The following is a 24,703-nucleotide window of genomic DNA, read 5'->3' as shown; positions in this document are numbered from 1 at the left end:
GGCATTCTTCCTGTTTAAAATACAAAAAAAGGATGGGTTTCAGATGAAAAAGTTGGTTTACGGTGCTTTATCTTTGCTATTGCTCTCAGGGATGATGACGGGTTGCGGTTCCAACAACAAGGCCTCGTCGGATGCGAATGCGGCGAATGGAGACTCCGGGGCCAAAAAATATAAAGTGGCCTATGTGGCGCGCGCGCAATCGGATTCCTTCGCTGCTTGGCTGGCGAATGCAGTAAAAGAGGAAGCGAAGAAATACCCGAATATGAAACTGGACGTCTTCGACGGCCAAGCGAACGACGACAAAGAAAACAGCGTGATCGAAAACGCCATTACCAACAAGTACGATCTCGTCATCGTACAGCCGAATAACGGAGAAGCTCAAAGACCGTACGTAGAGAAGCTCATTAAAGCCGGCATCTTTGCGATTACGACGAACGCTCGCATTTCCGGAATTGAAGGCGCTTCTTCCGTAGACGCGCAACCTTACGAGCAAGCGGCGGTTAACGCTCGCGCCGCTCTTGAACAAATTCCTCAGAATGCGAAAGTCGTCGTATTGGATGGTCCTTCCGGCAACTTCCATGCGGAAGAGAGACGCAAAAGCTGGCAAACCGAATTTTTCGATAAACGCCCGGACGTAAAAATCGTCGGAGAACAAATCGCGAATTGGAACAAAGACGAAGCGATGAAGTATATGGAGGACTGGGTACAGTCCAATGACAATATCGACGCTGTCATTTCCATGAACGACAATATGGCCGCCGGAGCGCTCGAAGTCGTGAAAGGCAACCCCAAATACCAAAATATGCTTGCCTACGGCGTTGACGGAACCGCGGAAGCCGTTCTGCTAATCAAGGACGGAAAAATGACGTCCACGACGTTGCAAAACGCGTTCGAACTGGCGGAAAAGCTGTTGGATGCGAGCAACAAGCTTCTGACCGGAGAATCCAAACAGATCGATACGGATATCGGCAACCCGCTGATCAACAAAGACAATGTAGACGAGTATATCGAATTGCTGAAAAAAGCCGGCGCAATCCAATAACCAGTCATAGCGCTTATAGAGATGGAGTGAATTTTGGAGGGAGATTACCATGCTTAATCGAGCGGCATATATGACGGGTCTTAACCATATGGAGATTAGAGAGATTGACGTCCCGGAAATCAAGGAGAATGACGTTCTAGTCCAACTGGAATACGTAGGCATTTGCGGCTCTGACGTGCACTATTACGAACACGGTAAAATTGGCGACTATGTCGTAAAAGGCGATTTTATTCTGGGCCATGAATGCGCGGGAACGGTCGTAGCCGCCGGATCTGAAGTGAAGCATTTGAAAGTCGGCGATCGGGTCGCCTTGGAGCCGGGCCGTACTTGCGGCCAATGCGAGTTTTGCAAAAGCGGCAAATACAATCTGTGCCCGGATGTCGCTTTTCTGGCGACGCCTCCGTATGACGGTTGCTTAATGAATTATATCGCCTATCCGGCGAATATGGCGTTTAAGCTGCCCGACCATGTCACCTCCCAGGAAGGCGCGTTGGTCGAACCGTTGGCAGTCGGCCTGCATGCTGCGGCTCAAGGCCAAATCAAATTAGGCGATACGGTGGTCGTGCTCGGAGCAGGGTGCATCGGTTTGATGGGGCTTCTCTCTTCCAAGGCTTACGGCGCAACGAATGTCATTGTCGTAGACATCATCGACAAAAGACTCGAGTTTGCTCAACAGTTGGGAGCTACCCATGTCATCAATGCCAAGGCCGAGAACGTAATCGAGAAAGTAATGGAACTTACGGGCGGGACAGGCGCGGACAAAGTCATCGAGACGGCCGGAAGCGCCCATACGATCCGGCAGACGTCTTATCTCGTGAAGCGGGGCGGTACGATCGTGCTCGTCGGCTTGGCTCCGCAGGATATCATCGATTTTGATTTCATGCAGATCATGTGGAAGGAGGCCGACATCAAATCCGTCTTCCGCTACCGCAATCTGTATCCGGCCGCGATCGGTGCCATTGCCGACGGCAAAATCAATGTCGAAGCGATGATTACTCACGAGTTCCCTTTCGAGGATAGCAAAGAAGCGTTCGACTTCGTCATACGGAACAAAAACGAAGTCGTAAAAGCCATGATCAAGATTTCATAATCTCCATGCGAATCGAGAAACAGGGCTTCCTGCGCGGAAGCCCTGTTTTTTTGCGGCGTTTAAAAGCGATTAGATGCTGTCGATAAACGTTTCGACCTGCTGCAGGGCAGCGCCGACCGCCGTAGCTTCTAGCTTGTACTTGCACGTCTGGAGATAGTCGGCTTTGGATTCAAACGTGTTTTTTAGCGCCACAAGCGCTTTGAGTTGATCCAAATAATCTTCAATATACGCGCCGACATAACCCCCGAGAATGACGTTGCAATCGAAATTCATTCTAAGGTTGTTAATCGTAATCACGAGACTGGACAAATACTCCTCCCATGCTTGGGTCTGGGGGGGATTCCGGCGCTTTAATTGCTTGAAAAACTCGGCGATGTCCCCGTTCGTGCTTTCCGACAACACCTTTGCCGAACAATATGCATCGACGCATCCTTTTTGACCGCAGTAACAAGTACGGCCGTTGGGGAAAAGGGTCATATGCCCGAACTCGCCGCTTCGCTGGTTCTCGCCCGCGAAAATGTTTTTGCCCAGAATGATCGACCCGCCCACGCTATTGTTAAGCGAAAGATAGACGACGTTCTGGATGTCGGTTCTTCCCCACAGTTCGGCAAATCCAGCGGCGTTGGCGTCGTTGCTCAAAGTGCACGGATAGGGGATGAATTCGGAGAACAACTCCACCGTTCCCCCTTGAAAATCGATCACGGTGGCGTAGCTTACGGTTCGCTTATCGGCCGACAAAATAGCCGGCAGCGCGATGCCTACCCCTAATATTTTGCCGGTATCCACTTGGCAATCCTCGATGAAGCGCTTAACGAGATCGCCGACCCCGCTGAAGTAGTCTCTGGAATTCTCGAAGGGAAACTGCCTTCTCGAGTTGTTCAGCACGTTGCCGCTCAAGTCGATTAACACGAGTCCGACGTGATTGCGGGTAATGTCCAATCCGACCGCATATCTCGCGGTGCTGTTGTATGCGATCGCTTTAGCTTTTCTTCCGCCCGTGGATTCAAACAGTCCGGTCTCCACGATTAATTCTTTCTCCTGAAGCTCCTTAAGATTCTGCGCAACGGTCGGTAAGCTCAGCTTTAAAGAATACGCGATGTCCTGTACGGAGATGGGATCGCGTTGATATAAGTACTTGTATATGTTGTTGCGATTGATCTTCTTTATTTCGATGCTGTTGAGTCGTTTTGACATGATTTTCTCACCAGTTTTTTAATGTCTTTTAATAATGTATTTATTCTATCATACTTTCTGCTGTTATTCTAATGGAGTCACGGATGAATCGGGTGTGGAAGGACTTGTCCCATCCTATACAAGCTGCTCTATTCAATATAAAATGGATGTTAACAAGACGTTTTCCAATAACTGCAAGTAAAATATAGCATGGAATGATTTGATTGTATAGAAAGCCCATTAAAAACAAAAAGAACCCCGCCAAGAGAGGGTTCTGTGCATTTAATAACTGGCGCGCCCGATACGATTCGAACGTACGACCTGCAGTTTAGGAAACTGTTGCTCTATCCTGCTGAGCTACGGGCGCGCGTGAAGTTTATTATACCACCATTTGCGGTCGGCGAAAAGCAGCAGGGCCGCCTCCCGCCGGAGGCCGGCCGGGCGATTGCAAAGCCCTCCAAATCAGGGTATCTTAGGAGACATCTGGAGCAAGTCAGACTTTCGAGCAGAGCGGGGACGGATCGATTCATGGCAGCAACCATACGCGACATCGCCAAGGCCGCCGGCGTATCCGTGGCGACGGTATCCAAGGTGCTCAACGGCTATACGACGGTCAGCAAGGCGACGCGGGAGAACGTGCTGCGGATCGTGGCCGACATGCAATTCCGGCCGAATACGGCCGCGCGGGCGCTCGTCGGGCGGCGCTCGATGACGCTCGGCGTGTTCCTCACGACGGGGATCGCGCACCCGTTCTTCGTCAGCCTGCTCGGCGGGATCGACGAAGCGCTGCAAGCCAGAGGCTACGACCTTATCTACCTGTCGCAGCTCTCCGCCCATCCGGACTACAACTTCGTCCAGCACTGCCTAAGCCGCAATGTGGAGGGCGTGCTCGTCTTCGGCTTCCAGCACGACCAGCTGAACATGGACGAGCTGGTGGACGCCGGCATTCCCGCGATGTTCATCGACCTGGACCGGACGGGCCCCCGGGCCGGCTATATCTCGTCCGACAATGCCGCCGCGATCGAGCAGGCGGTCGCCTACTTGGACGGTCTGCGGCACCGCCGCATCGCTTTCATCACGGGCATTCCCGGCTCGTATACCGGCGAACGCCGCTTGGCCGGCTTCCGCCAAGGCCTGGCCGATCGCAGGCTGCCATACCGGCCCGACTACATCGCCGAGGGGGACTTCAGCCGGGAGAGCGGATACGCCGCCATGCGTCGGCTGCTCGCGCTGCCGGAGCGGCCGACGGCGGTGGTCTGCTGCTCGGACAGGAGCGCCTTCGGCGCGATCGATGCGATCCGTGAAGCCGGACTGTCTGTACCGGACGACATCTCGATCATCGGCTTCGACGACATCGAGGCGGCCGGCAACGTTCGTCCCGCCCTGACGACCGTGCGCCAAGACATGCGCGCCATCGGCCGCACCGCCATCGAGATGCTGGACCGCCTCGTCGTCGATCCGGACTGTCCTTCGCCCGAGATCATCCTCCCGACCGAGCTGATCGTGCGCGAGACGTGCGCTCCGGCCGGGCCGGCAGAATAATGCAAAGGGACCCGAGCCGTCGCCGGCCGGGTCTCTTTCGCATGTGAATTAATCGTCATGCGCTCTTGTAGCGTGGGAGTAAAGGCGTATAGGCAGATGAATCGTATCATGTTTCTGATTCATGTATATCATATAGATATACAGGGTGGGAAGGATGCGATATAATTGAGTCAACATACGGGAAAGGACACGGTCCTGATGACGAAGGTAACGCTTAGCCGATGGGGAAACAGCAGCGGCGTTCGGATTCCCAATCAATTTTTGAAGCGAATGAATCTGGTCGAGGGGGCGGAGCTGGAGGCGGTACTTACCCCGGAAAATCATATTTTGTTGCGCCCGCTGAGTTTGCCCGAGTCAAACGAAGAATTGCGTTCACATTTGAAATCATTGCTCTCTAAGGTGAAGTCGGATGCAGGACGGCATGAAGAAATCGACTTGGGGATTGAAGGAGACGAGCTCATTTGACCATTCCGGTACGCGGCGACCTTATCTGGTTGGACTTCGATCCGCAAGCTGGGCGAGAGCAGGCGGGTCGCCGTCCCGCCATCGTACTGTCCGATGGCGAATTTAATGAGTTGACCGGCTTCGCGGTCGTATGTCCCATTACGAATCAATCGAAAGATTATGCGTTTGAAGTTCCGATTCCGGAAGGACTGGCGTTTACGGGTGTTGTTCTGACGGATCAATTCAAAAGCTTGGACGTGCGGAAACGAAAGATCAAGGTCGTGGGGAACGTTTCCGATGACTCGGATTTTTTCAAAAGCGTGATCCGAAATGTCCGTTCTATTCTGGCATAAATGCAAAGAAAGGGACCTAAGCCGTCGCCGGCCGGGTCCCTCTTTTTGTTTCTTGCGCACAACCACCACGCTAGACCTCTTCGCGCAGCTCCTCGATCAGGTTCGCCTTCTTCATCCGGCGCAGCGGCCCTTGGACCGACAGCAGACCGACGGCGAGGGCGAATCCGCACGAGAGGATGGCGCCTACCCACGGGAACCGGAAAGGCATCCCTTGCATGCCGTTCAGCTGCAGGTACAGGAGGTAGCTGAGACCCGTGCCGAGAATCAGTCCCCAGAAGCTCCCGATCACGCCGTACCAAATGCCCTCGAGCGTCGCCATACGGCGCAGCTGTCCCATCGTCATGCCGACGGCCTGGAGAAGTCCAAGCTCCCTGCGGCGCAGGAGCAAGTTCGTCTGCACGGTGTTGATGATGTTCAAGCTGCCGATCAAGATGATCACGACAAGGAAGCCGTAGACGAAAATCTGCATCTGCAGGTTGAACTGCCGGTTTTCTTTTTGCGTCTGCGCGATATCGTACAGCTGCGCATTCGGTTTTTGGGCCACGATATTGTTCAGCGTCAGACGGATCGGATCGTACGAAGCGCCGTCTTCTACGGCCACGTCCAAGCCCATAAGCGTCGTGCCGTACGACACGAACGTTTCGTCCGTTCCCTCCAGCAGCTTGACAATCGTCGGCTTCGCGCCGAAGACCGCGAGCTGCGTCTCTTGCAGCGTCGGAGAAAAGGGGGACTGCGAAAGGATGCCGCCTACCTTCACCTGCTTCACGTTTTTGGGATCGAACTCATTGCTCATCAGGAGGTTGAGCGTGTCGCCCACTTGGAGCCGGGTGATCGGCATTTCAATTTTCTTTTTCTTGGCATGAACCATCGGCTTGACGTTCTGCACGATCAGGACGGCATTGTCCTTCGCGAGCTTTTTCGGATCGGCCGTACCCGCGATGAGGTACTTTTCCGCTTCCTTAAACCGCGCGTCGTCGTACAGAACCAGATTCGAATAGATGAGCTGGGACGCCTTGCCTTCGAAGTCCCGGTGCTCGAAAATCTCCCCCATCAAGTCGGTGTAGGTCGGATCCACCTTGTCGTTAGGCACAATGACGGCCGGGTTCGGCATGTAATATTTCCGATAAACGGCTTTGACGCCGGGCGTATCCGCGATCGAGCGGATCGTCTCTTCGGACACGACATCCTTCAGGCCGATCGGGTTGCCGTTCTCGTCATATTTGTTAATGGACTGCGAAATTCGAAACGCTACCTGGTTGTCCTCGCTGTTATCCAGGGTGAGGTTCATACTCTCCTGCATGAAATAATGGAACACGATGAAGAGCATGACGCTCACGACGATGGAGAAGGCCGTGATCCGGAATTTCGAGCGGTTGCGGCGAATGTTTTTCGAAGCCATGTTGCCTTCCACGCCAACGATGTTCAGCAGCGACGGGATGCGTACGCGCTTGTAGGTTTCCCGTACGATGCTGCCCGCGCCTTTGACGGCGTCTACGGGGGATACGCGGCTTGCCTTCCTCGCCGGCAGCCATGAGGCCAGGAACACGGCGAGCAAACCGACGCCGATGCTGCCGATCATGATCCAGGCGTGAAACTGCAGATGGAACTGATCGAGCGACAGAATGCGGAAGCCGGCGGACGTCATGCCCCAGAGCACGAGCCACAGCGCGCCGTACCCGACCACGAGCCCGATCGGAATGCCGATCGCCGCCAGCACGGCCGCTTCGCGGAACACGAGCTTGCGAATCTGGTTCGGCGTCGCGCCGATGGTGCGCAGTAGTCCGAATTGGCGCATCCGCTCCAGCACCGCGATATGGAACGCATTGTAGATCACCGCGACGGTCGACAGCACGACGAGCGCGATAAGGATGCCGAAAATGACAATCAACGCTTTATTCAAGCTGTCGTCCGCGGATTCGCCCATCAGCGCCAGCAGCCGGGCATTCGTGGTGAACGTTTCCTTGTCCAAGTCGCGGAATTCGGATAAATGCTTGCTGATGTCGACGCCTTTCTTGAACGTAGCCATAACCACAAGCGTGGCATCGGTTGGAGCCCCCGGGTCCGCCATGAAGGTGAAGGCATTGGTTTTGCCGTCCTCTTTCGAAAACCGTTGGTTTTTCAAAATACCGACGATTTTGTACGCGTGCTTGTCGCCATTCGGCTTAACGAACTCCGCCGTGTCGCCCAAGGCCGGTTGGCCTGCGAGATTTTGCAGCACCCACTCTTCGAAGACGACTTCGTCGGGCGTCTGCGGGAGACGGCCTTCCTGCAGATGGATCGGAGAGAGGTCGAAGCCGTTCTTGGTCGATTCGACCAGTTGGACCTTGAAGCCGTTCCGGACTTCGGTCGTAGGCCCTTGCCGGTAAGCCGCGACTTCGTCCAAAAGAACGTTGCCGCTCAGCTTCTCGTACAGCTTGGGCGTCGCTTTCCCGTAGCCGATATGATATGCACCCGTATCGTAAATCGTCTGCGTGACCATATTGTCCTTCATGCTCTGCCCCATCGTGCCGAGCGCGCTGATGAGCGCGACCGACAGGATGATGCCGACGATGGTCAGGACCGTTCTTCTGCGCTGCTGTTTGAGATATCTGCCCGCCAGTGCGCCGTAGCCGTTCATTGCGCGATCCCTCCGCGGGTGTCGCTGACGAGTTTGCCGTCCTGCATGCGGATGACGCGATCGGCTTCGGCCGCGACGTTCAGGTCGTGGGAGATGACGACGACGGTCTGGTGGAACTGGCGGACGGACAGCTTCAGCAGCTCAAGCACTTCCCGGCCGTTGGCGCTGTCTAGATTGCCGGTCGGCTCGTCGGCGAGGACGATCGCGGGCCGGTAAGCGAGCGCCCGCCCGATCGCGACGCGCTGCTGCTGGCCGCCGGACAGCTCGGAGGGCAGATGCTTGCGGCGCTGCTCGAGACCGAGGGTGTGGATGAGCTCGCGAATATAGTCCTTGTCCGGCTGACGGTGGTCGAGCAGAAGCGGGAGCATGATGTTCTCCTCGACGTTCAGGACGGGAATGAGATTATAGGCTTGGAAAATGAAGCCGATCTTGCGGCGGCGGAACACCGCGCGTTCCTTCTCCTTCAGCGCGTAAAGGTCTTCGCCGTCGATGCGGACGACGCCGCTCGAGGGTTTATCCAATCCGCCGAGCAGGTGGAGCAGCGTGCTTTTGCCGGAGCCGCTCGCCCCAACGATCGCGACGAATTCCCCTTGGGGGATGGAGAAGGAGACGTCCTTCAGCGCTTCGACGAGCGTGCTTTCTTTGCCGTAGCGCTTGGTGAGGCCTGCGGCTTCGATAACGTTCATGGTGTTGCATTCATCCTTTCTATCGTGACGAACTGATCATGTAGTCAGTATATCTTTCGGACCTTACAGCGCGAGGTGTGCAACCTTACAGAGTTGTAAGGAAGGACGAAAGTGTCGGTGGGGGAAGGATAACGTTGGTGCATGGGTGCTGTGTGGCGATGCGGGAGGGCCGGAGATGTGCGGAAAAACCGAGTAACTCGGGTCGCAGGGGCTGCGAGTGTCGGGAGTTATGCGGAAAAACCGCACAACGGGGCGCCGGAGTGGGGTGGAGGGCCGGAGATGTGCGGAAAAACCGAATAACTCGGGCCGCGCAGGCTGCGAGTGTCGGGAGTTATGCGGAAAAACCGTATAACTGGGCACCGGAGTGGGGTGGAGGGCCAAAGATGTGCGGAAAAACCGAATAACTCGGGCCGCGATGGCCGCGAGCGCCGGGAGTTATGCGGAAAAACCGTATAACTGGGCACCGGAGTGGGGTGGAGGGCCAAAGATGTGCGGAAAAACCGAGTAACTCGGGTCGCAGGGGCTGCGAGCATCGGGCGTTATGCGGAAAAACCGCACAACGGGACTCCGAAGTGGGGTGGGAGGCTGGAGATGTGCGGAAAAACCGAATAACTCGGGTCGCAGGGGCTGCGAGCATCGGGCGTTATGCGGAAAAACCGCACAACGGGGCACCTGAGTAAGGTGGGAGGCCGGAGATGTGCGGAAAAACCGAATAACTCGGGCCGCCGGGGCTGCGAGCATCGGGCGTTATGCGGAAAAACCGCACAACGGGACTTCGGAGTGGGGTGGGAGGCCGGAGATGTGCGGAAAAACCGAATAACTCGGGCCGCGCGGGCTGCGAGCATCGGGAGTTATGCGGAAAAACCGCACAACTGGACTCCGAAGTGGGGTGGAGGGCCGGAGATGTGCGGAAAAACCGCATAACTCGGGCCGCGCAGGCTGCGAGTGTCGGGAGTTATGCGGAAAAACCGCACAACGGGGCACCGGAGTGGGGTGGAGGGCCGGAGATGTGCGGAAAAACCGAATAACTCGGGCCGCGCAGGCTGCGAGTGTCGGGAGTTATGCGGAAAAACCGCATAACGGGGCGCCGGAGTGGGGTGGGAGGACGGAATTGTGCGGAAAAACCGAATAACTCGGGTCGCAAGGCCGCGAGCGCCGGGAGTTATGTGGAAAAAGCGCACAACGAGGTGCCGGAGTGGGGTGGGAGGCCGGAGATGTGCGGAAAAACCGAGTAACTCGGGTCGCAAGGCCGCGAGCGCCGGGAGTTATGCGGATAAACCGCACAACTCCCCTTTCACCTTACTTCGGCAGATGTCCCAGCGGCAAGGTCATTGTGAAGGTGGAGCCGCCGGCTTCGTTGCGGGCGGCATTCAGCATGCCGTGGTGGCGCTCGGCGATTGTCTTGGCGAGCGGGAGGCCGAGGCCGACGCCGCTGCCGCCGGTGGACGCGCGGTAGAACTTCTTGAAGATGTGCGGCAGATGCCGCTCCTCGATCCCGCGCCCTTCGTCCGACACCTGCAGCCGGACGAACACCGGCGTGCGCGCCCAGGCGATCGTGACCCGGCCGTGCGGCGGGCTGTGCTCGATTGCGTTTTTGAGCAAATTGCCGATCGCCTCCGCGAGCCACCGGGGATCGTGGGGGAGAGAGATCGGCTCCGCCGGCTCGGCCGCGACGATCTCGATGCCCTTCTCCTCCGCAAGTCGGCGCGCCGAATCGCGGGCCATTTGCACGGTTTTGACGAGCGGGGCGTCCGTCATCTGCATCGGCAGCGTATCGGCTTCGAGGCGGGCGATCTTGAGCAGCGTCAGGATGAGCCACTCCATGCGCTCCAGCTCGCGGCTGCACGTCCGCAGGAATTCCGCGGCCTCGTCGGCGCTGAGCCGTCCCTCCTGAAGCAGCTCGACATAGATCGTGAGCGAGGCGAGCGGCGTTTTGAGCTGGTGAGAGATGTCCGCGATCGTGTCTTTGAGGAACGCTTTGTCCCGATGGAGCTGGGCGATCGTCTCCTGCAGCCGCGTGGAGAGCTCCTGCACGCCATGCGCCAGCAAGCCGAATTCTCCTTCTCCGTAAAGGCGGAAGTCCATCGGCCGCCCCAGCTTGACCGCGTCTTCGAGCGAGCGCGCGAGCTTGCGCACATTGCCGAGCTGATGGCGCTCCCCCCTCAGCAGCAGCAAGAAGAGCGCCCCCAGGAGCGCGGCCGTCCCGGCGCCGAGCAGTACCCAGGTCCGCGTCCGCTGCTCCGTGACGACCGGGATGAGCGACGCGTCGAGACGCTCGTCCATGCCGTACTGGGCGGCGAGCTCCCGGCCGCGCGCTACGGACTCTGGCGACGTTTCCTTCGAAGTCGCCTGCTTCAACCAATCCGCCGCCAGCTCCGGATGCGACTCGGCCAGCGTGCCGAGGATGGCGCTTTCGTGCGCCAGCCAGGCTTGCTTAAGCTTGGCCGTGGAATATGCGGTATAGGCGGCGACGAGAACCGCTGCCGCCGCGATCGCGGCGAGGAACACGGCGGCCAGCCTCCGCACGCTCGCGCTGCGCCATAGCCGACCAGCCGGGAGGCGACCGTCGTCTAGGCGTTCCATCGGTACCCCGCGCCCCGCACCGTCACGATCCGCTGGGGATCCTCCGGACGATCCTCGATTTTTTCCCGCAGTCTGCGGATGTTGACGGCCACCGTATTGTCGTCGATGTAGTCCCCGCCGTTCTGCCACAGGTGCTGAAGAATCTGGTCCTTGGACAAAACGGCGCGGGGGTGGCTCATGAGCAGGAATAACAGACGAAACTCGGTTATACTAAGCGCGATCTCCCGGTCCTGCTTGAGCAGCCGCATCTCCCCGGGCAACAGAGTCAGGTCGCCCGCTTGCAGAGAGGTCTCCTCCTCCTGCGGCTTGCCGGCCGTGCGGCGCCGGAGCACGGCATGGATCCGCGACAGGAACTCCCGCAGACGAAAGGGCTTCGTAATATAATCGTCGCCGCCGATATCGAGACCGCGGACGACGTCGATCTCGGTGTCGCTCGCCGTCAGGAAGACGACGGGCGTGTCCGAGCTCCGGCGCAGCTGCGCGCAAAAGTCGAATCCGCTGCCGTCCGGCAGCTGGACGTCCAGCACGATCAGGTCGTAGGAGCGGTTCGCAACGGCGCGCTCGGCTTCGGCCAGGCTATATGCACCGGTCACATCAAAGCCTTCCTGCTGAAGCGTGAAGGCGATGCCGCGATGCAGCGATTCGTCGTCCTCGATGAGCAGCAGATGTTGAGGCACCTCGTTCAACTCCCGATTTGGACTTGGATATGATCAATTAGACCTATTTTTGTCAAAAAAAGATTGAAATTTACAGTTTCACTCGACATTGTTCTACATCATCACCAAAGATTTTATCTTATAATGGAAAATATAATAAGACGTACAAGCTTATCTTGACGAAAATCGCAGGGAGAGGAGCGGCCGGATGACTGCCATTGATCCGCAAACGTTGATCTGTCGACTTCAAACCCTACAACGAAGGCTTCACGACATGGCTAACGACCTGGGTAATTTGACCGATCCGGAAATCGTCGCCGTTAGCGAAGAGGCCGATCGGCTCATCGTCCAACTGCAGCGCATGCGCATGGAGGAAAGCGGCAGGCGCCGGGATTCCGCCAATCCTACTTCCGACTCCGAAGCCGTCTGAAAAAGTTCGTGAGCAGCCCCGCGCACGTCTCTTGAAGTACGCCCGACGTCCAGGGAGAGACGTGATTAAAACGCGAATCCTGGAGCAGGTCCATCAGCGTCCCCGCGCAGCCGGCTTTCGGGTCCGGGGCCCCGTACACCACCCGCTCGACGCGGGATTGGAGGATCGCGCCCGCACACATCGGACAAGGCTCCAGGGTGACGTACAGCGTGCATCCGATCAGGCGCCAGGCTTGCAGCTTCTCGCTAGCCTCCCGGATCGCGACCATCTCCGCGTGCGCCGTCGGATCGAGCCCCGTTTCCCTGCGGTTAAAGCCCGTCCCCACGATTTCCCCATCCTTGACGATCACCGCGCCGATCGGCACCTCTCCGATCGCTTCGGCCATTTCGGCCTGCCGGATCGCTTCCTGCATCCAGCGTTCATCCTCCGTCAACAAACCGCAAAATCCCCTTTCCTTCCCAGCGAACGTGTATTCGTTGTTAACATGGTGTGTACAATTCTGTGGATAACCAAATGTTTGTCCACATAGTTATTCACACCTATGTGTATATCGTGGGCATAACTGCTTTTTTATTGTAACAGAGTGGAAAAGAAGTTCAAAAGCCAAGCACCTCCTGAATAGAGTAGAAAGGAGACAAGCAATTCGCAGGCATGGATTGCGAAAAGAGGTGCGAAATGATCCAGGATATCGGCTTTCAATTCCGTCAAGCGACCGACCTGATGCCGTCGGGCAAGACGTCGATCCTCGGTCTCGCCCGTTGTTCGGCCGAAGAGATGCGCGCTTATATCCACAGGCGAAATCCGGCGGCGCCGGAGGTGGAGGAGTTGTACTTGCGCATCGGGGAGCGCTACGGCGTACGCGGAGACGTGGCGTATTGCCAAGCCGTCTACGAGACGAAAGCCTGGGCGGCAACCCCCGCGCCTTCTTCGCTGCGCCGCGCGGGATGGATCGGCTCGGCGACGTCGGCGGGGCCGGGCTACGACACAGAGGCGGCGGTCGAGGAGCAGATCGTGCGGCTCAGGCGATTCGCGGAGAGCTTCACCGCTTTGCCGATCGCGGCGGGCGACGAGGGTGCCGCGAACGAGGTACGGACACGGGAGCCTTGCTGGGAAGACCTGAACGGCGTCTGGCGGGTCCCGGGGACCCGGTACGGGCAAGATGTCGTCGCCATCTGGCGGAAGATGCTCGAATGGGCAGGAAAAGGAGGGGTACGCGTGGAAATGAGCTCAAACCGGATGCTGCGACCCGATCAGGATCGGATGCGGGCGCAGGCGCAGGAAGGGGAACGCCAGCGGGTCCATGCGGTGGACTGGTCGAGTCTGGCCAATGAGGATATGAGCTGGCTTCAGGCGAGGGGACTGCTCCCGCAGCCGATGCCTCATCCCGAACGGCGTGTCACGTGGGCCGAGCTGGCCAAGCTGCTGCGGAGCTTCGAGGGACCGGAGCAGCCTGCGAGCGCCGCGCCGGATGCGGCTTCCTCCGATCCGGAGAACGGAGATCCGCCTGGGGAAACGCCAACCTAATTCCACAGATAGTCCTACGCGATAAAGGAGATGCAATCGATGACTGACGCGCCCAAGACGGCCATTCTCGCAGGCGCGACCGGACTGGTCGGCGGGCATCTGCTGCGCCGCTTGCTCGACGATGCGAAATACGACGCCGTCGTCGCTCTGACGCGCAGACCGCTGACCGGGAGCCATCCGAAGCTGACGAATCTCGTGGTCGACTTCGACCGGCTGGAAACGGAAGCGGACAGGGTGCCGCCGGCGGAGGACTGGTTTTGCGCGCTCGGCACGACGATCAGGCAGGCCGGGTCCCAAGCGGCGTTCCGTGCGGTCGACCACGACTATCCGCTGGCGTTGGGGCGTTTGGCGGTCGCCAAGGGCGCCGAGCGATTCCTGATCGTGTCGTCGATGGGTGCCGCGCCGGACTCGCGATTTTTCTACAACCGTGTCAAAGGAGAGATCGAGCGCGATCTCGGGACGCTGCCGCTGCCCGTACTGCGCATCTTCCGGCCGTCGCTGCTGCTTGGCGAGCGCGAGCAGTTTCGTGCCGGGGAGCGATTCGCCTCGATCATCATGAAGGCGGCGGCGCCGCTGCTGGCCGGCCCGCTGCGCCGTTACCGCGCCATAGGCGCGGATACGGTGGCCGCGGCCATGATCGCCGCCGCGAACCGGCGGGACGACGCCGGAAGCCGCATCGTTGTCTATGCGAACGATCGTCTCCCTGGACTTGCCGGCGAGGTATTCTGATCGAGCCTTGGCATTCAAGCGCGACCTTAAACGAACCAGAATGACCATGAACGGCCCTGAACAACCATGAACGGCCCTGAACAACCATGAACGACTAAGATGACCATGTACGGCCTAGTACGATCAACGGTATTCGGCCCCGAATGGCAAAATGGCAAACGCCCATCCCCTCGCCGATCAGCGGCTGGGAGGATGGGCGTTTTTTTTGGCGGAGCGTGGACGGTCGCAGGCGGGATTACTGGCCTTACAGCGTGCCGACTTGGCTTGCGTCGTGCGCGATGGCGTTTAACGTCGCGTCCTCGCTCGTTGAGTCCGTGTACTTGCGCAGGATGGACACCTCGACGCGGCGGTTTTTCGCGCGTCCGGCGTCGGTGTCGTTCTTCTCCAGCGGCCGGTACTCGCCGTAGCCGATCGCGCTGAACTTCTTCGGATCGAAGATTTGGTTTTGCAGCAAAATCTTCATGAAATTGATCGCGCGCTTGGAGCTGAGCTCCCAGTTCGAGGCGAACTCGTACGTGCTGATCGGCTGGTTGTCGGTATGGCCGGAAACGATCACCTCGTAGTCCGGATACTTCTCCAGCATGGCGCCGATGGCGACCGCAAGCTTGCGGGCGTCCGGCTTCACGTCCGCCGAGCCTGAGGGGAACAGCGCGTTGTCGCGGATCGTGATCATCAGCTGCGATTGGTTGAGCTGCGTCTCGAGCTGCGAGGACAGGCCGTTCTTCTTGATATATTGATCGAGCTGGCTCTTGAGCTTCTCGAGGTTTTCCTGCTCCTGCTTGACGAGCGACTTGCGGTTTTGCTGCGTGTCGGCCCGCTCTTGCTGTTGGCGCTTGTCCAGGTCGTCCTTCTCGTTCTGGATGACGGCGGATTTGTCGAGAATCCCGATGCCGGAGGAGAAAGCCGTGCGGAACGCCTTGTTCAACTCCTCCAGCTTGGACGTATTGACGGAGCTGGCGGCGTACAAGACGATGAACAGCGCCAGCAGCAGCGTCATCAAGTCGGAATAGGGGAGCAGCCAGGACTCGTCCGCGTGCTCCTCATGCGGCTCATGCCGATGCTTTTTGCTCACGATCGGCTTCCTCCTTCTCAGCCATTGCCAGACGCTCGGTCGGCGTGAGGAAGACGGACAGCTTTTGCTGGATGGCGGTGGTGGAGACGCCCGACTGGATGGAGAGCAGTCCTTCGACCATCATCAGCTTCAGCTCGATCTCGCGCTTGGACAGACGCTTCAGCTTGTTCGCGATCGGGTGCCAGAGCACATAGCCGGTGAAAATACCGAGCAGCGTCGCGATAAACGCGGCGGCGACGGCGTGCGCCAGCTTCTCCATCTCGGCCAGGTTGCCGAGGGCGGCGATCAGCCCGATGACGGCTCCGAGAACCCCGAGCGTCGGCGCGTACATGCCCGCCTGGGAGAAGATCTGCGCTCCGACGCGGTGGCGCTCCTCCGTCGCGGAGATGTCCTCGAGCAGCACGTCGCGCACGAAGTCCTGGTCGTTGCCGTCGATGATCATCCGCATGCCGCTGCGCAGGAACGGGTCTTCGATCTCTTCGACGCGCGCTTCGAGCGCCAGCAGGCCTTCGCGGCGGGTGATCGAAGCCCACTCCATGAACAGGCGGATGACGTCCTGGCGCGGGAGCAGCTTCTGCTCCACGAAGACGAGCTTGAACAGCTTCGGCACCTTGGCGAGCTCTCTCATCGGGAACGCCATCGCTACGGAGGCGCACGTGCCGACGAGGATGATGATGTAGGCCGCCGGGTTGTTGATCAGGGCGACGAGCGGCGCGCCCTTCAGCAGCATGCCGAAGACCAGCGCGCCAACGCCCAATATAAGTCCGATAATCGTTGAGTTCTTCATCAAAGAGCACCCCAGCATGTAAATGAAATAGTAGAGTAGCGTGGCTCGAACAGTTTGTCGTATCCGACACGGTAATAGGTTTATCGACATTTGAGGCCCAAAGCATTAGAGGCGCGCAGAGGATTTTCACAAATTCGCCTTGCCGGGCCGCGCCTGGGGCGGCCTCCGATATGGACAGCCTGCAGGGGGCGTGATAAGATGGCAACACAACCGAATGAAAGCGGAAAACAGGTGCATGAACGGACGGCGGCGCGCGATTGGATCGTGCAGGCGAGCCGCTTCCGCGCTTCATAGAGAAGTCGGTGCGAATCCGACGCGGTCCCGCCACTGTGAATGGGGAGCGAACCGGGAGATACCACTGACGCGCGCGCGCGTTGGGAAGGTCCGGGGAGCGGCGATCCATGAGCCAGGAGAACTGCCTGTTTTCGAAGACACTGCAAGCCTACGAGGAATAGGCGGGGTGTGACGGCAGGCACCTTAGACGGGCGAAGTCCCGTTTTTTCCGCGCTTTCACCTCTGCTAGCGTCCCTCGTGTTCGAGGGGCGCTTTTTCGGTCATACAGAATGTATAAGTTTTAGCCCTATCCATTTCTGTATGACCACCGATAAAAACGTGCCGCCATCTTCCTTGAAGACGGCGGAGCCGTTTTTACTTGTTTGGCCGAGCTAGGGAACGGAAAAATGAGAGGTTCGGAGGAGATGGATCGATGCGTGCACAGGGGAACAAGTCGGGCTTTCGCTTTTGGCTGCGCGCCGCGCTGGGGCTCGTCATCGCGCTTCAGCTGGCGCTGGGCGCGTGGCCGCAAGGGGCGCAGGCGGCAAGCGAGGATCAGGCGGCCAAGGCTGCAGGCCCGGATCTGAAGGAAGCGATCGCGGCGCTGCAGGCCGTCGTCGCGAAGAGCGAGCCGATCAGCGACTGGGCGGCGTTCGCGCTGGCACGGTCGGGACAGTCGCAGGCGAGCCGGTACTTGACCGTCGCGGCGAAGAGCGTCGAGGAGGGCGCGCTGCGCCTCGTCACCGACGAAGCGCGGGTGGCGCTGGCGCTGAACGCGAGCGGCGGCGACGCGCGCAGCGTCGGCAAGGACAAGGCCGATCTGCTGAAGCGGATCGCCAATCATGACAAGCTGACGAATCAGGGCCCGAACGGCCCGGCCTTCGCCCTCATCGCGCTGGATGCGGGCGGTTATGCGCCAGGCGCCCAGGACAAGTGGAGCCGCGACGCCATTCTGAAATGGCTGGTCGACAACCGCAACGCGGACGGCGGCTGGTCGATCGCCAAGGGCTCCTCCGACGTCGACGTGACGGCGATCGTGCTGACCGCGCTCGCCAAGGATCAAGACCGCGCGGACATCCGCCCGGTCGTCGATGCGGCGCTGACCTGGCTGTCCGGCGTCCAAAAGGAGGACGGAGGCTTCGGCGCGCCGTCCGAATCGAGCGAGAGCGCGGCGCAGGTGCTGGTCGCGCTGACCTCGCTCGGCATCGACCCGACGGCCGACGCGCGCTTCGCGAAGTCCGGTCATACGGCGCTGACGCGCCTCCTGGAATACCGTCTGGCGGACGGCCAGTTCGCGCACGTTGCGGGCGGCAAAGCCGACGGTATGGCGAACCTGAACGCCCTGCTCGGTCTCGCCGCCGTTCAGCGCTGGCAGAACAGCCTGCCGACCCTGTATGCGGGCGAGGCCGTCGGGCAGACGGCGAACGTCGAGGTGTACGGCCTCGCCGGCCGGATCGCGTCCGGCGAGGCGACGGGCGTGAGCGCGCTCGAAGCGCTCGTCCGCGTGCTAGATGCAGACCGCGTCGCATATACGGTACAGCGGCACCCGCAGTTCGGACCGATGCTGGAATCGATCGCTGGCGTTCAGAACGGCAAATTCGGCGGCTACGACGGCTGGCAGTACGCCGTCCTGCGGGACGGCGCCTGGCTGCCGATCGAGACGGGGCTCGGCGCGTTCGCGCCGAAGGCGGGCGACAAGCTCGTCGTGTACTACGGCGGCGGAGAGACCGCCGCGATCCACGGCGTCAAGCTGGAGCCGGCATCGCTGCGCGACGGCCAGCCGTTCGCCGTTACCGTGGAGCAAGAACAAATGGACTGGGCGACGGGCAAGCTCGTCGTCAGCCCGGCCGCCGACGCCGCGGTCCATGTCGGCCAGCAGACCGTCCGCACCGACGCGTCGGGCAAGGCGGCCTTGGCGGGTCTGCCTGCCGGCGCCTACACGCTGACCGTCGACGGCTATCGGACGGACGCGGCGCCCGCGTTCATTCCATGGACGCAGGCGCTGCAAGTCGGCGCCGCCACTGCCGCTGGCGGTTCGTCTGTCTTCGTCCGGGTGGAAGGCGACGGAGGCGATCTGGCGGCGGGCGCGGCGAAGGGCGGCACGGCGCTTGAAGCGCTCGAACAGCTGCTGAAGGCGAAGTCCGTCTCTTACGAAGTCCAGGAAGCCTCGTTCGGGAAGTATCTGTCCACCGTCTCCGGCATCGCCGGCGGCAAGTTCGGCGGCTACGACGGCTGGCTGTACGCGGTGAAGCGCGACGGCGCCTGGATCGTGCCGTCCGAGGGGATCGGCGTCTTCGCCCTGAAGGCGGGCGACGAGGTCGTCGTCTACTACGGCTCGGACGAGACGAAGCTGATCGACCGGGTCGCGCTGACCCCGGCGGCAGCGAGTCCGGGCGAAGCGTCCGTCGTCGCGGTCACTTACCGCGAATGGGATTGGGCGGCAGGCACGTTCGGAGCGCCGCAACCGCTGGCGGGCGCGACGGTGTCCGTGGACGGGCAGACCGCGAAGACGGATGGCGAAGGTAAAGCCTCCCTCCGGGGACTGAAGGAAGGGCTGCACCGGCTGACGGTAACCGGCTACCGTACGGATGCGGTGCCGCTGGCCGTTCGGTATGAGACGGCGCTGCCGGTCGCCGCGGCGTACAAGGACGAGAGCGCGATCGCCGCATGGGCGAGCGACGCCGTCCGGCTCGCGCGCATCGTGCCGCTGTTGAAGGGCCCGGGCGATAGCGCGGCGAGCTTCGCGCCGAAGCAAGCCGTCACCCGCGCCGAGTTCGTCTCCGCGCTCGTGCGGTCGCTTGGACTGCCGGCCGCTGAAGGGGCGGACGGCGCGAAGTTTGCGGACGTGCCCGGCACCGCCTGGTACGCCAAGGATGTGCAGGCTGCCGCCGCGGCCGGCCTGACGGAGGGCGTCGCGCCCGGCAAGTTCGCGCCGGACGCCGCCCTGACGCGCGAGCAGGCGGCACAGCTGCTGGCGCGCGCGTTGAAGCTGGAGGCGCCGGCGGATGCGGCCGCGCTACTCGACCAGGCGCAGGTGGCTAAGGGCGCGCTACCGTCCGTGCAGGCGGTCATGGCCCGCGGCTGGATGACGGCATACGTCGGCAAGTTCTCGCCGAAGGCGGCGCTGAGCCGCGAGCAGGCGGCGGTCGTTGCCGTGCGGCTCTATGAGGAGCCGGGCGTGGGCGCCGGCGCCAAGTAATCGGGATGGATCTGCAGACTCGCAAGATGCGGGTAGAATTATAGAAGAGAAATGCAAGGCGGGAGCCGGAGAGGAGGGGTGAGGATGAAGCGAAACGAGATCGGGAGACGGTCGCTCAGCCTGTTGCTGGCACTTGCGCTCCCGCTGCTCGCCGGCTGTGGCTCGGCTGCGACGAACGGCGCGCCGCCTCCCGACGCTGCCGGGACGTTCTCGCCCGCGCCCTCGGCCGGCGGTCCGGCGCCGGGCTCGGCGTCTCTATCGTCGGCGTCGCCGGCCGATCCGGCCGCCTCGCCTGCCGCCCCCGCCTCCGGCGCGAACGGCGGCGGGGGCTCGCCCGCGCCCTCCGCTTCGGCGAGCGCCTCGCCGCCGTCCCGGTCGGAGCGCGGCGACGCGAAGCCGCCTGCCGCCTCCGCCGACCCGGGCGCCGCCCCTGGCGCGTCCTCCGCGCCCGGCTCGCCCAAGGCGTCCGGCGGCAAGGCATCGCCGTCGCCCACTCCGCGCGCGTCGGTGACGCCGGAGCCGAAGGCGCAGGCCGTCACCTTGTCGGTCACGGGCAACGCCGAGTGGGGCGAGGTGCTGAAGGCGACGAGCGTCGAGCTCCGCAAGGGCGACGCCGTCGTCGACGTGCTGAAGCGCGGCGCCAAGGCCCGAAAGCTCGCCTACGAGATTCGCGGCAGCGGCGCCATGTCCTATGTGGCCGGCATCGACGGCTTGTTCGAGTTCGACGACGGGCCGACGAGCGGCTGGAAGTACAAAGTGAACGGCAAGGTGGCCGACGTCGGCGCAGGTACGTTTAAGCTCGAAGCCGGAGATCGCGTGGATTGGTACTATGTGGAGGAGGACGAGGCGGCGAAGAACGCCGGGACCGACGCAGGCGGCTCGGGCAAGCAGCCATGAGAGAGGGCTTCGGCTTCCGCTCGCTGCATCCGGTCGTCCTGCTCGTTTACTATGCCGGAGGGCTGACCTTCGGCATGTTGTTGTTTCACCCGCTCGTGCTGCTGGCGGGCCTCGCCGGCGCGATCCTGGCCAACGTCGCGCTGGACCGCGCCGCCTCGCTGCGCCGGTGGGCGCTGCCGATGCTCGTCGGCGCCGCTTTCGTCCTGATCGTCAATCCGCTCCTCTCCCATCGGGGACGCACGGTTCTGGCCTATTGGGGAGACATCCCGATTACGCTCGAGTCCGTCGTCTACGGGGCGACGATGGCGATCATGTTGGCAAACGTTCTGACGCTGTGCGTCACCTACCGGCTCGTGCTCACGGAGCAAAAGTTCCTTTATCTATTCGCCCGCCTGCTGCCGAAGACGGCGCTCGTCGCCATGATGGCGACCGGGCTCATCCCGCGCTTGCGCCGCCGGCTGGGCGACCTTGCGCTAGTCCAGCGCACGCGAGGCATTTCGGTGACGGAGGGCGGTCTCGGACACCGGGTCCGCAGCGGGGCGCGCCTGCTGCACACGCTGCTCGCCTGGTCGCTGGAAGATGCGCTGCAGACGGCCGACTCGATGCAGGCGCGAGGGTACGGGACGGGCGAGCGAAGCGCTTATTCGTCCTACCGGTTCCGCGCGCGCGACGGCCTCGCGCTCGGCGTCCTGGCGGCAACGGGTGCGGCTCTCTTCGCGGGCTGGGCCGGCGGATGGGGGCTGCTCGCCGTCTACCCGCGGCTCGAGCCGGTCTCGCTCTCGGGCGGCGACGGTTGGGTCGCGCTCGGTTACTTCATCTATATTGCAATGCCGCTGGGCTGGGAATGGAGGGACGCAAGAGCATGGCGAGCATCGAACTGGAACGGGTAACGTTCACCTATCCGGACGCGGAGCGGCCGGCGCTCTCCCGCGTCTCGATGAAGGCGGCGCACGGCGAATTCGTCGTGCTGTGCGGGGCTTCGGGCAGCGGCAAGTCGTCCCTGCTCCGGCTGATCAAGCGGGAGTTGTCTCCCGGCGGCCGCGTATCCGGCGCCATCCGTCTGGACGGCACGCCGATCGAGCGTTGGCCGGCGAGGGAGGCCGCGGCCGCGATCGGCTTCGTCATGCAGCATCCCGACAACCAATTGGTCGTCGACACCGTCGAGCACGAGCTGGCGTTCGGCATGGAGAACCTCGGCTTGGAGCCGGGTGCGATGCGGCGTCGGATGGCCGAGATGGCGGGCTTCTTCGGCCTGGAGCCGCTGCTGGACCGGCGCACTGACACGCTCTCCGGCGGACAAAAGCAGCTCGTCAATCTCGCCGCGGTGCTCATGCTGCAGCCGCGCGTGCTGCTGCTCGACGAGCCGACGGCCCAGCTCGATCCGCTGGCGGCCAGGGAGCTCCTCGGCATGCTCAAGCGGCTGAACGAGGAGTGGGCGATGACGATCGTCCTCAGCGAGCATCGGATCGACGACCTGCTGCCGATCGCGGACCGGGTAGTGCGTCTCGATGGGGGCGAGGTCGTCTTCGACGGCTCGCCCCGCGATTACGCGCGGGAAGCCGTTCGCCGGGGCGACCCGGCTTGGCGGCTGTCGCTCCCCGGCGTCACCCGGTGGGCGCTCGAGCGGGAGCAGCCGGCTGCCGCGCCGCATCGAGAGCCGCCGCTGTCGGTGAAGGAAGCCCGCGGTTGGCTGCCGGCGACGGGCGAGATCTCGTCCGTGCCGTTCGAGTCGGCTGTGGCCGTACCAGACGTCTCCGCGCCTCGGCGGGAGGCCGACGCGCTGCTCTCGGCCGACGGCGTGTTCTTCGCCTATGAGAAGCACGCCCCGGCCGTCCTGCAAGGGCTCGAATGGCAGCTGCGCGCCGGCGACTGGGTCGTCCTGTTCGGCGGCAACGGCAGCGGCAAGTCGACGCTGCTTCAGCTGCTCGCTGGCCTCCGCCAGCCGCAGCGCGGCCACGTCCGCCTGGCGGGCGCGAAATTCTCGCGCATATCGCCCGCGGAGCGCTTCGCCGCCATCGGCTACCTCGCGCAGAATCCCGTGCTGCACTACGCGCACGACACGCTGCGCGAAGACCTCCGGCAGGCTGCCCGGCAGGCGGGCCTATCGGATCCCGCGGCGGCGGCCGAGCGTGCTGCCGCCGAATTCGGGCTCGCGGCGCTGCTGGACCGCCACCCGCACGACCTGAGCGGCGGGGAGCAGCAGCTCGGCGCGCTCGCCATGACGCTCATGAGCCGCCCGCGGGCGCTGCTGCTCGACGAGCCGACCAAAGGCCTCGACCCGCTCGCCAAGCTTCGGCTGGCGGAGCATCTGTCGGCACTGCACCGGGACGGCACGACGCTGCTGCTCGCCACGCATGACGTCGAGTTCGCGGCGGCCTACGCGACGCGCTGCGCGCTGCTGTTCGGCGGTGTCATCGTGGCGGACGGGGCGCCGGACGACTTTTTCCGCGACAATCTCTTCTACGCCACCTCGCTGCACCGGCTGTTCCGAACGCACGGGCGAACGGCCGAGGAGGCGGGCGCGCGATGAAGCGGAAGTTTCCCGTCTGGCCGGCAACGTTCGTTCTGGCGGCGCTTTACCTGCTCCTGGCCGTCTACGCCTTGAAGCGCGGCAATGCGCTCCTGATCGGCATCGTGCTCGTGCTGCTCTCGATGATCCCGTTCCTGCTGCGGTTCGAACGCCGGGAGCGCCAGGCCAGAGAGCTCGTCCTGCTCGCCGTGATGGCGGCCATCGCGGCGGTGAGCCGCTTCCCGTTCGCGGCGCTGTTGCCCGGCTTCACGCCCGTCACCTTCGTGGTCGTTGTCTCGGGCGTCGCGTTCGGGGCCGAGGCGGGGTGGATGGTCGGGGCCGTCGGCGCGCTCGTGTCGAATCTGTTCCTCGGGCAGGGGCCTTGGACGCCGTGGCAGATGTTTGCCTGGGGGTTGGCCGGCTACACCGCCGGGCTGCTGGCGCACCGGCGGCCGTTCTGGCGGCGGCGCCTGCCGCTTGCGGCCTTCGGCGTCTGCTGGGGATTCCTGTACGGATGGATCATGAATCTGACGCTGGTGCTGGACTTCTGGACCCGGGATCATTCGTGGTCCGCGATCGCCGCGCTGTATGCGGCCGGTCTGCCGTTCGACGGCGTGCATGCGGCGGCGAATCTGTTTTTCCTAGGCGTATTCGGTCCGGCCTGGATCGCCCTGCTCGCGCGCTATCGGCGCAAATACGGCGCGCTGCAGCGCGTGCAGTGGGAAGAAGAGGGAGGAAACGAACGATGGGCAAAGCACGGCGGCTGACGGAAGCGGAATGGAAGGCGGCGCTCGCGGAACTGCCGGAATGGTCGGTCGAGGAGGACAAATGGCTTGTCCGCAAGGCGATGTTTCCGACTTTTCCCACGGCAATCGAATACGTGCGGCAGGTCGCGGACGTCGCGGAGGCCGACGATCACCATCCGTTCATCGCCATCGATTACCGCAAAGTGACGCTCAAGCTGACCACCTGGCACGCCGGGGGACTGACGGAGCTGGATCTCGCCTCGGCAAGGGCCTACGAGGCGCTGCTGCAGCAGCGACTTGCCTGAAGCGAGCCGCTTGGGCCGTAAACGAAGAACGCAAATCCCTGCGCAG

General features: G+C 61.7%; 22 protein-coding genes, 1 tRNA gene and 1 riboswitch. Of the genes, 14 read left to right on the top strand and 9 right to left on the bottom strand.

What is annotated here, in order from left to right; genetic code table 11:
- Positions 1–43: 43 nt before the first annotated feature.
- A complete protein-coding gene (locus tag LKX83_RS12305; protein WP_370639073.1) occupies positions 44–1,042 on the top strand; it encodes a sugar ABC transporter substrate-binding protein in 999 nt (332 codons plus the stop codon).
- A gap of 49 nt (positions 1,043–1,091) precedes the next feature.
- A complete protein-coding gene (locus LKX83_RS12300; protein WP_227882559.1) occupies positions 1,092–2,132 on the top strand; it encodes an NAD(P)-dependent alcohol dehydrogenase in 1,041 nt (346 codons plus the stop codon).
- 69 nt (positions 2,133–2,201) lie between these two features.
- Here the strand turns inward: LKX83_RS12300 and LKX83_RS12295 are convergent, their stop codons facing one another.
- Positions 2,202–3,326, bottom strand: a complete 1,125-nt coding sequence (locus LKX83_RS12295) for an ROK family transcriptional regulator (protein ID WP_227882558.1) — start codon at positions 3,324–3,326, stop codon at positions 2,202–2,204.
- 269 nt (positions 3,327–3,595) lie between these two features.
- Positions 3,596–3,672: transfer RNA gene (locus LKX83_RS12290), tRNA-Arg, on the bottom strand.
- A 161-nt stretch (positions 3,673–3,833) separates the two neighbouring features.
- Between LKX83_RS12290 and LKX83_RS12285 the strand changes: the two genes are divergently transcribed.
- The 3 genes from LKX83_RS12285 to LKX83_RS12275 all read left to right on the top strand — a co-directional run bounded on the left by LKX83_RS12285 (position 3,834) and on the right by LKX83_RS12275 (position 5,644).
- Positions 3,834–4,847, top strand: coding sequence for a LacI family DNA-binding transcriptional regulator (locus tag LKX83_RS12285; protein WP_227882557.1), 1,014 nt, complete (start codon positions 3,834–3,836; stop codon positions 4,845–4,847).
- Between the two features lie 165 nt (positions 4,848–5,012).
- On the top strand, positions 5,013–5,312 hold the full coding sequence (locus tag LKX83_RS12280; protein ID WP_227882556.1) for an AbrB/MazE/SpoVT family DNA-binding domain-containing protein: 300 nt from the start codon (positions 5,013–5,015) through the stop codon (positions 5,310–5,312).
- Positions 5,309–5,644: a type II toxin-antitoxin system PemK/MazF family toxin gene (locus tag LKX83_RS12275; protein WP_227882555.1), complete on the top strand. Its 336-nt coding sequence runs from the start codon at positions 5,309–5,311 to the stop codon at positions 5,642–5,644. The genes LKX83_RS12280 and LKX83_RS12275 overlap by 4 nt, the downstream gene beginning before the upstream one ends.
- A 70-nt stretch (positions 5,645–5,714) precedes the next feature.
- Here the strand turns inward: LKX83_RS12275 and LKX83_RS12270 are convergent, their stop codons facing one another.
- The 4 genes from LKX83_RS12270 to LKX83_RS12255 all read right to left on the bottom strand — a co-directional run bounded on the left by LKX83_RS12270 (position 5,715) and on the right by LKX83_RS12255 (position 12,207).
- The gene (locus LKX83_RS12270; protein ID WP_227882554.1) at positions 5,715–8,261 is read right to left on the bottom strand and encodes an ABC transporter permease; all 2,547 of its coding nucleotides are present in this window, start codon (positions 8,259–8,261) and stop codon (positions 5,715–5,717) included.
- Positions 8,258–8,947 (bottom strand): ABC transporter ATP-binding protein, encoded by a 690-nt coding sequence (locus tag LKX83_RS12265; protein ID WP_227882553.1) that lies wholly within the window; start codon positions 8,945–8,947, stop codon positions 8,258–8,260. The genes LKX83_RS12270 and LKX83_RS12265 overlap by 4 nt, the downstream gene beginning before the upstream one ends.
- 1,299 nt (positions 8,948–10,246) lie before the next feature.
- Positions 10,247–11,530 carry a sensor histidine kinase gene (locus LKX83_RS12260; protein ID WP_227882552.1) on the bottom strand — a complete coding sequence of 428 codons (1,284 nt, stop codon included), beginning with the start codon at positions 11,528–11,530 and terminating at the stop codon, positions 10,247–10,249.
- Complete coding sequence (locus tag LKX83_RS12255) at positions 11,518–12,207, bottom strand: response regulator transcription factor (protein ID WP_227882551.1); 690 nt, start codon at positions 12,205–12,207, stop codon at positions 11,518–11,520. The genes LKX83_RS12260 and LKX83_RS12255 overlap by 13 nt, the downstream gene beginning before the upstream one ends.
- A gap of 187 nt (positions 12,208–12,394) precedes the next feature.
- Here LKX83_RS12255 and LKX83_RS12250 point away from each other — a divergent pair, with 187 nt between their 5' ends.
- Complete coding sequence (locus tag LKX83_RS12250; RefSeq protein WP_227882550.1) at positions 12,395–12,616, top strand: aspartyl-phosphate phosphatase Spo0E family protein; 222 nt, start codon at positions 12,395–12,397, stop codon at positions 12,614–12,616.
- Here the strand turns inward: LKX83_RS12250 and tadA are convergent.
- Positions 12,591–13,049: a tRNA adenosine(34) deaminase TadA gene (tadA, locus tag LKX83_RS12245; protein ID WP_227882602.1), complete on the bottom strand. Its 459-nt coding sequence runs from the start codon at positions 13,047–13,049 to the stop codon at positions 12,591–12,593. The two genes, LKX83_RS12250 and tadA, sit on opposite strands and share 26 nt — an antisense overlap.
- 242 nt (positions 13,050–13,291) lie before the next feature.
- Between tadA and LKX83_RS12240 the strand changes: the two genes are divergently transcribed.
- Both LKX83_RS12240 and LKX83_RS12235 read left to right on the top strand, forming a co-directional pair.
- On the top strand, positions 13,292–14,140 hold the full coding sequence (locus tag LKX83_RS12240; protein WP_227882549.1) for a hypothetical protein: 849 nt from the start codon (positions 13,292–13,294) through the stop codon (positions 14,138–14,140).
- A gap of 39 nt (positions 14,141–14,179) precedes the next feature.
- Complete coding sequence (locus LKX83_RS12235; protein ID WP_227882548.1) at positions 14,180–14,869, top strand: oxidoreductase; 690 nt, start codon at positions 14,180–14,182, stop codon at positions 14,867–14,869.
- 244 nt (positions 14,870–15,113) lie between these two features.
- Here the strand turns inward: LKX83_RS12235 and motB are convergent, their stop codons facing one another.
- Both motB and motA read right to left on the bottom strand, forming a co-directional pair.
- Positions 15,114–15,941, bottom strand: coding sequence for a flagellar motor protein MotB (gene motB / locus LKX83_RS12230; protein ID WP_227882547.1), 828 nt, complete (start codon positions 15,939–15,941; stop codon positions 15,114–15,116).
- Positions 15,919–16,728 (bottom strand): flagellar motor stator protein MotA, encoded by an 810-nt coding sequence (gene motA, locus LKX83_RS12225; RefSeq protein WP_227882546.1) that lies wholly within the window; start codon positions 16,726–16,728, stop codon positions 15,919–15,921. The genes motB and motA overlap by 23 nt, the downstream gene beginning before the upstream one ends.
- 253 nt (positions 16,729–16,981) lie before the next feature.
- Positions 16,982–17,165: riboswitch (cobalamin riboswitch) on the top strand.
- Between the two features lie 269 nt (positions 17,166–17,434).
- On the opposite strand from motA, the gene LKX83_RS12220 reads away from it, so the two are divergent.
- From LKX83_RS12220 to LKX83_RS12195, 6 genes are all read left to right on the top strand, one after another.
- Positions 17,435–20,200 (top strand): S-layer homology domain-containing protein, encoded by a 2,766-nt coding sequence (locus tag LKX83_RS12220; RefSeq protein WP_227882545.1) that lies wholly within the window; start codon positions 17,435–17,437, stop codon positions 20,198–20,200.
- A gap of 84 nt (positions 20,201–20,284) precedes the next feature.
- Complete coding sequence (locus LKX83_RS12215) at positions 20,285–21,097, top strand: DUF4430 domain-containing protein (protein WP_227882544.1); 813 nt, start codon at positions 20,285–20,287, stop codon at positions 21,095–21,097.
- Positions 21,094–21,987 (top strand): energy-coupling factor transporter transmembrane component T, encoded by an 894-nt coding sequence (locus LKX83_RS12210; RefSeq protein ID WP_227882543.1) that lies wholly within the window; start codon positions 21,094–21,096, stop codon positions 21,985–21,987. Before LKX83_RS12215 ends, LKX83_RS12210 begins: the two co-directional genes overlap by 4 nt.
- Entirely contained in the window at positions 21,960–23,627 is a 1,668-nt protein-coding gene (locus LKX83_RS12205; RefSeq protein ID WP_227882542.1) for an ABC transporter ATP-binding protein, read from the top strand. The genes LKX83_RS12210 and LKX83_RS12205 overlap by 28 nt, the downstream gene beginning before the upstream one ends.
- A complete protein-coding gene (locus LKX83_RS12200) occupies positions 23,624–24,373 on the top strand; it encodes an ECF transporter S component (RefSeq protein WP_227882541.1) in 750 nt (249 codons plus the stop codon). Before LKX83_RS12205 ends, LKX83_RS12200 begins: the two co-directional genes overlap by 4 nt.
- The gene (locus LKX83_RS12195) at positions 24,352–24,657 is read left to right on the top strand and encodes a 4a-hydroxytetrahydrobiopterin dehydratase (RefSeq protein WP_227882540.1); all 306 of its coding nucleotides are present in this window, start codon (positions 24,352–24,354) and stop codon (positions 24,655–24,657) included. Before LKX83_RS12200 ends, LKX83_RS12195 begins: the two co-directional genes overlap by 22 nt.
- Positions 24,658–24,703 lie beyond the last annotated feature (46 nt).

Source organism: Cohnella baijiui (genome assembly GCF_020731285.1).
Lineage (GTDB): Bacteria > Bacillota > Bacilli > Paenibacillales > Paenibacillaceae > Cohnella.
Note: the sequence above shows the minus strand (reverse complement) of the source record. Positions and strands in the feature narration are given on the sequence as shown.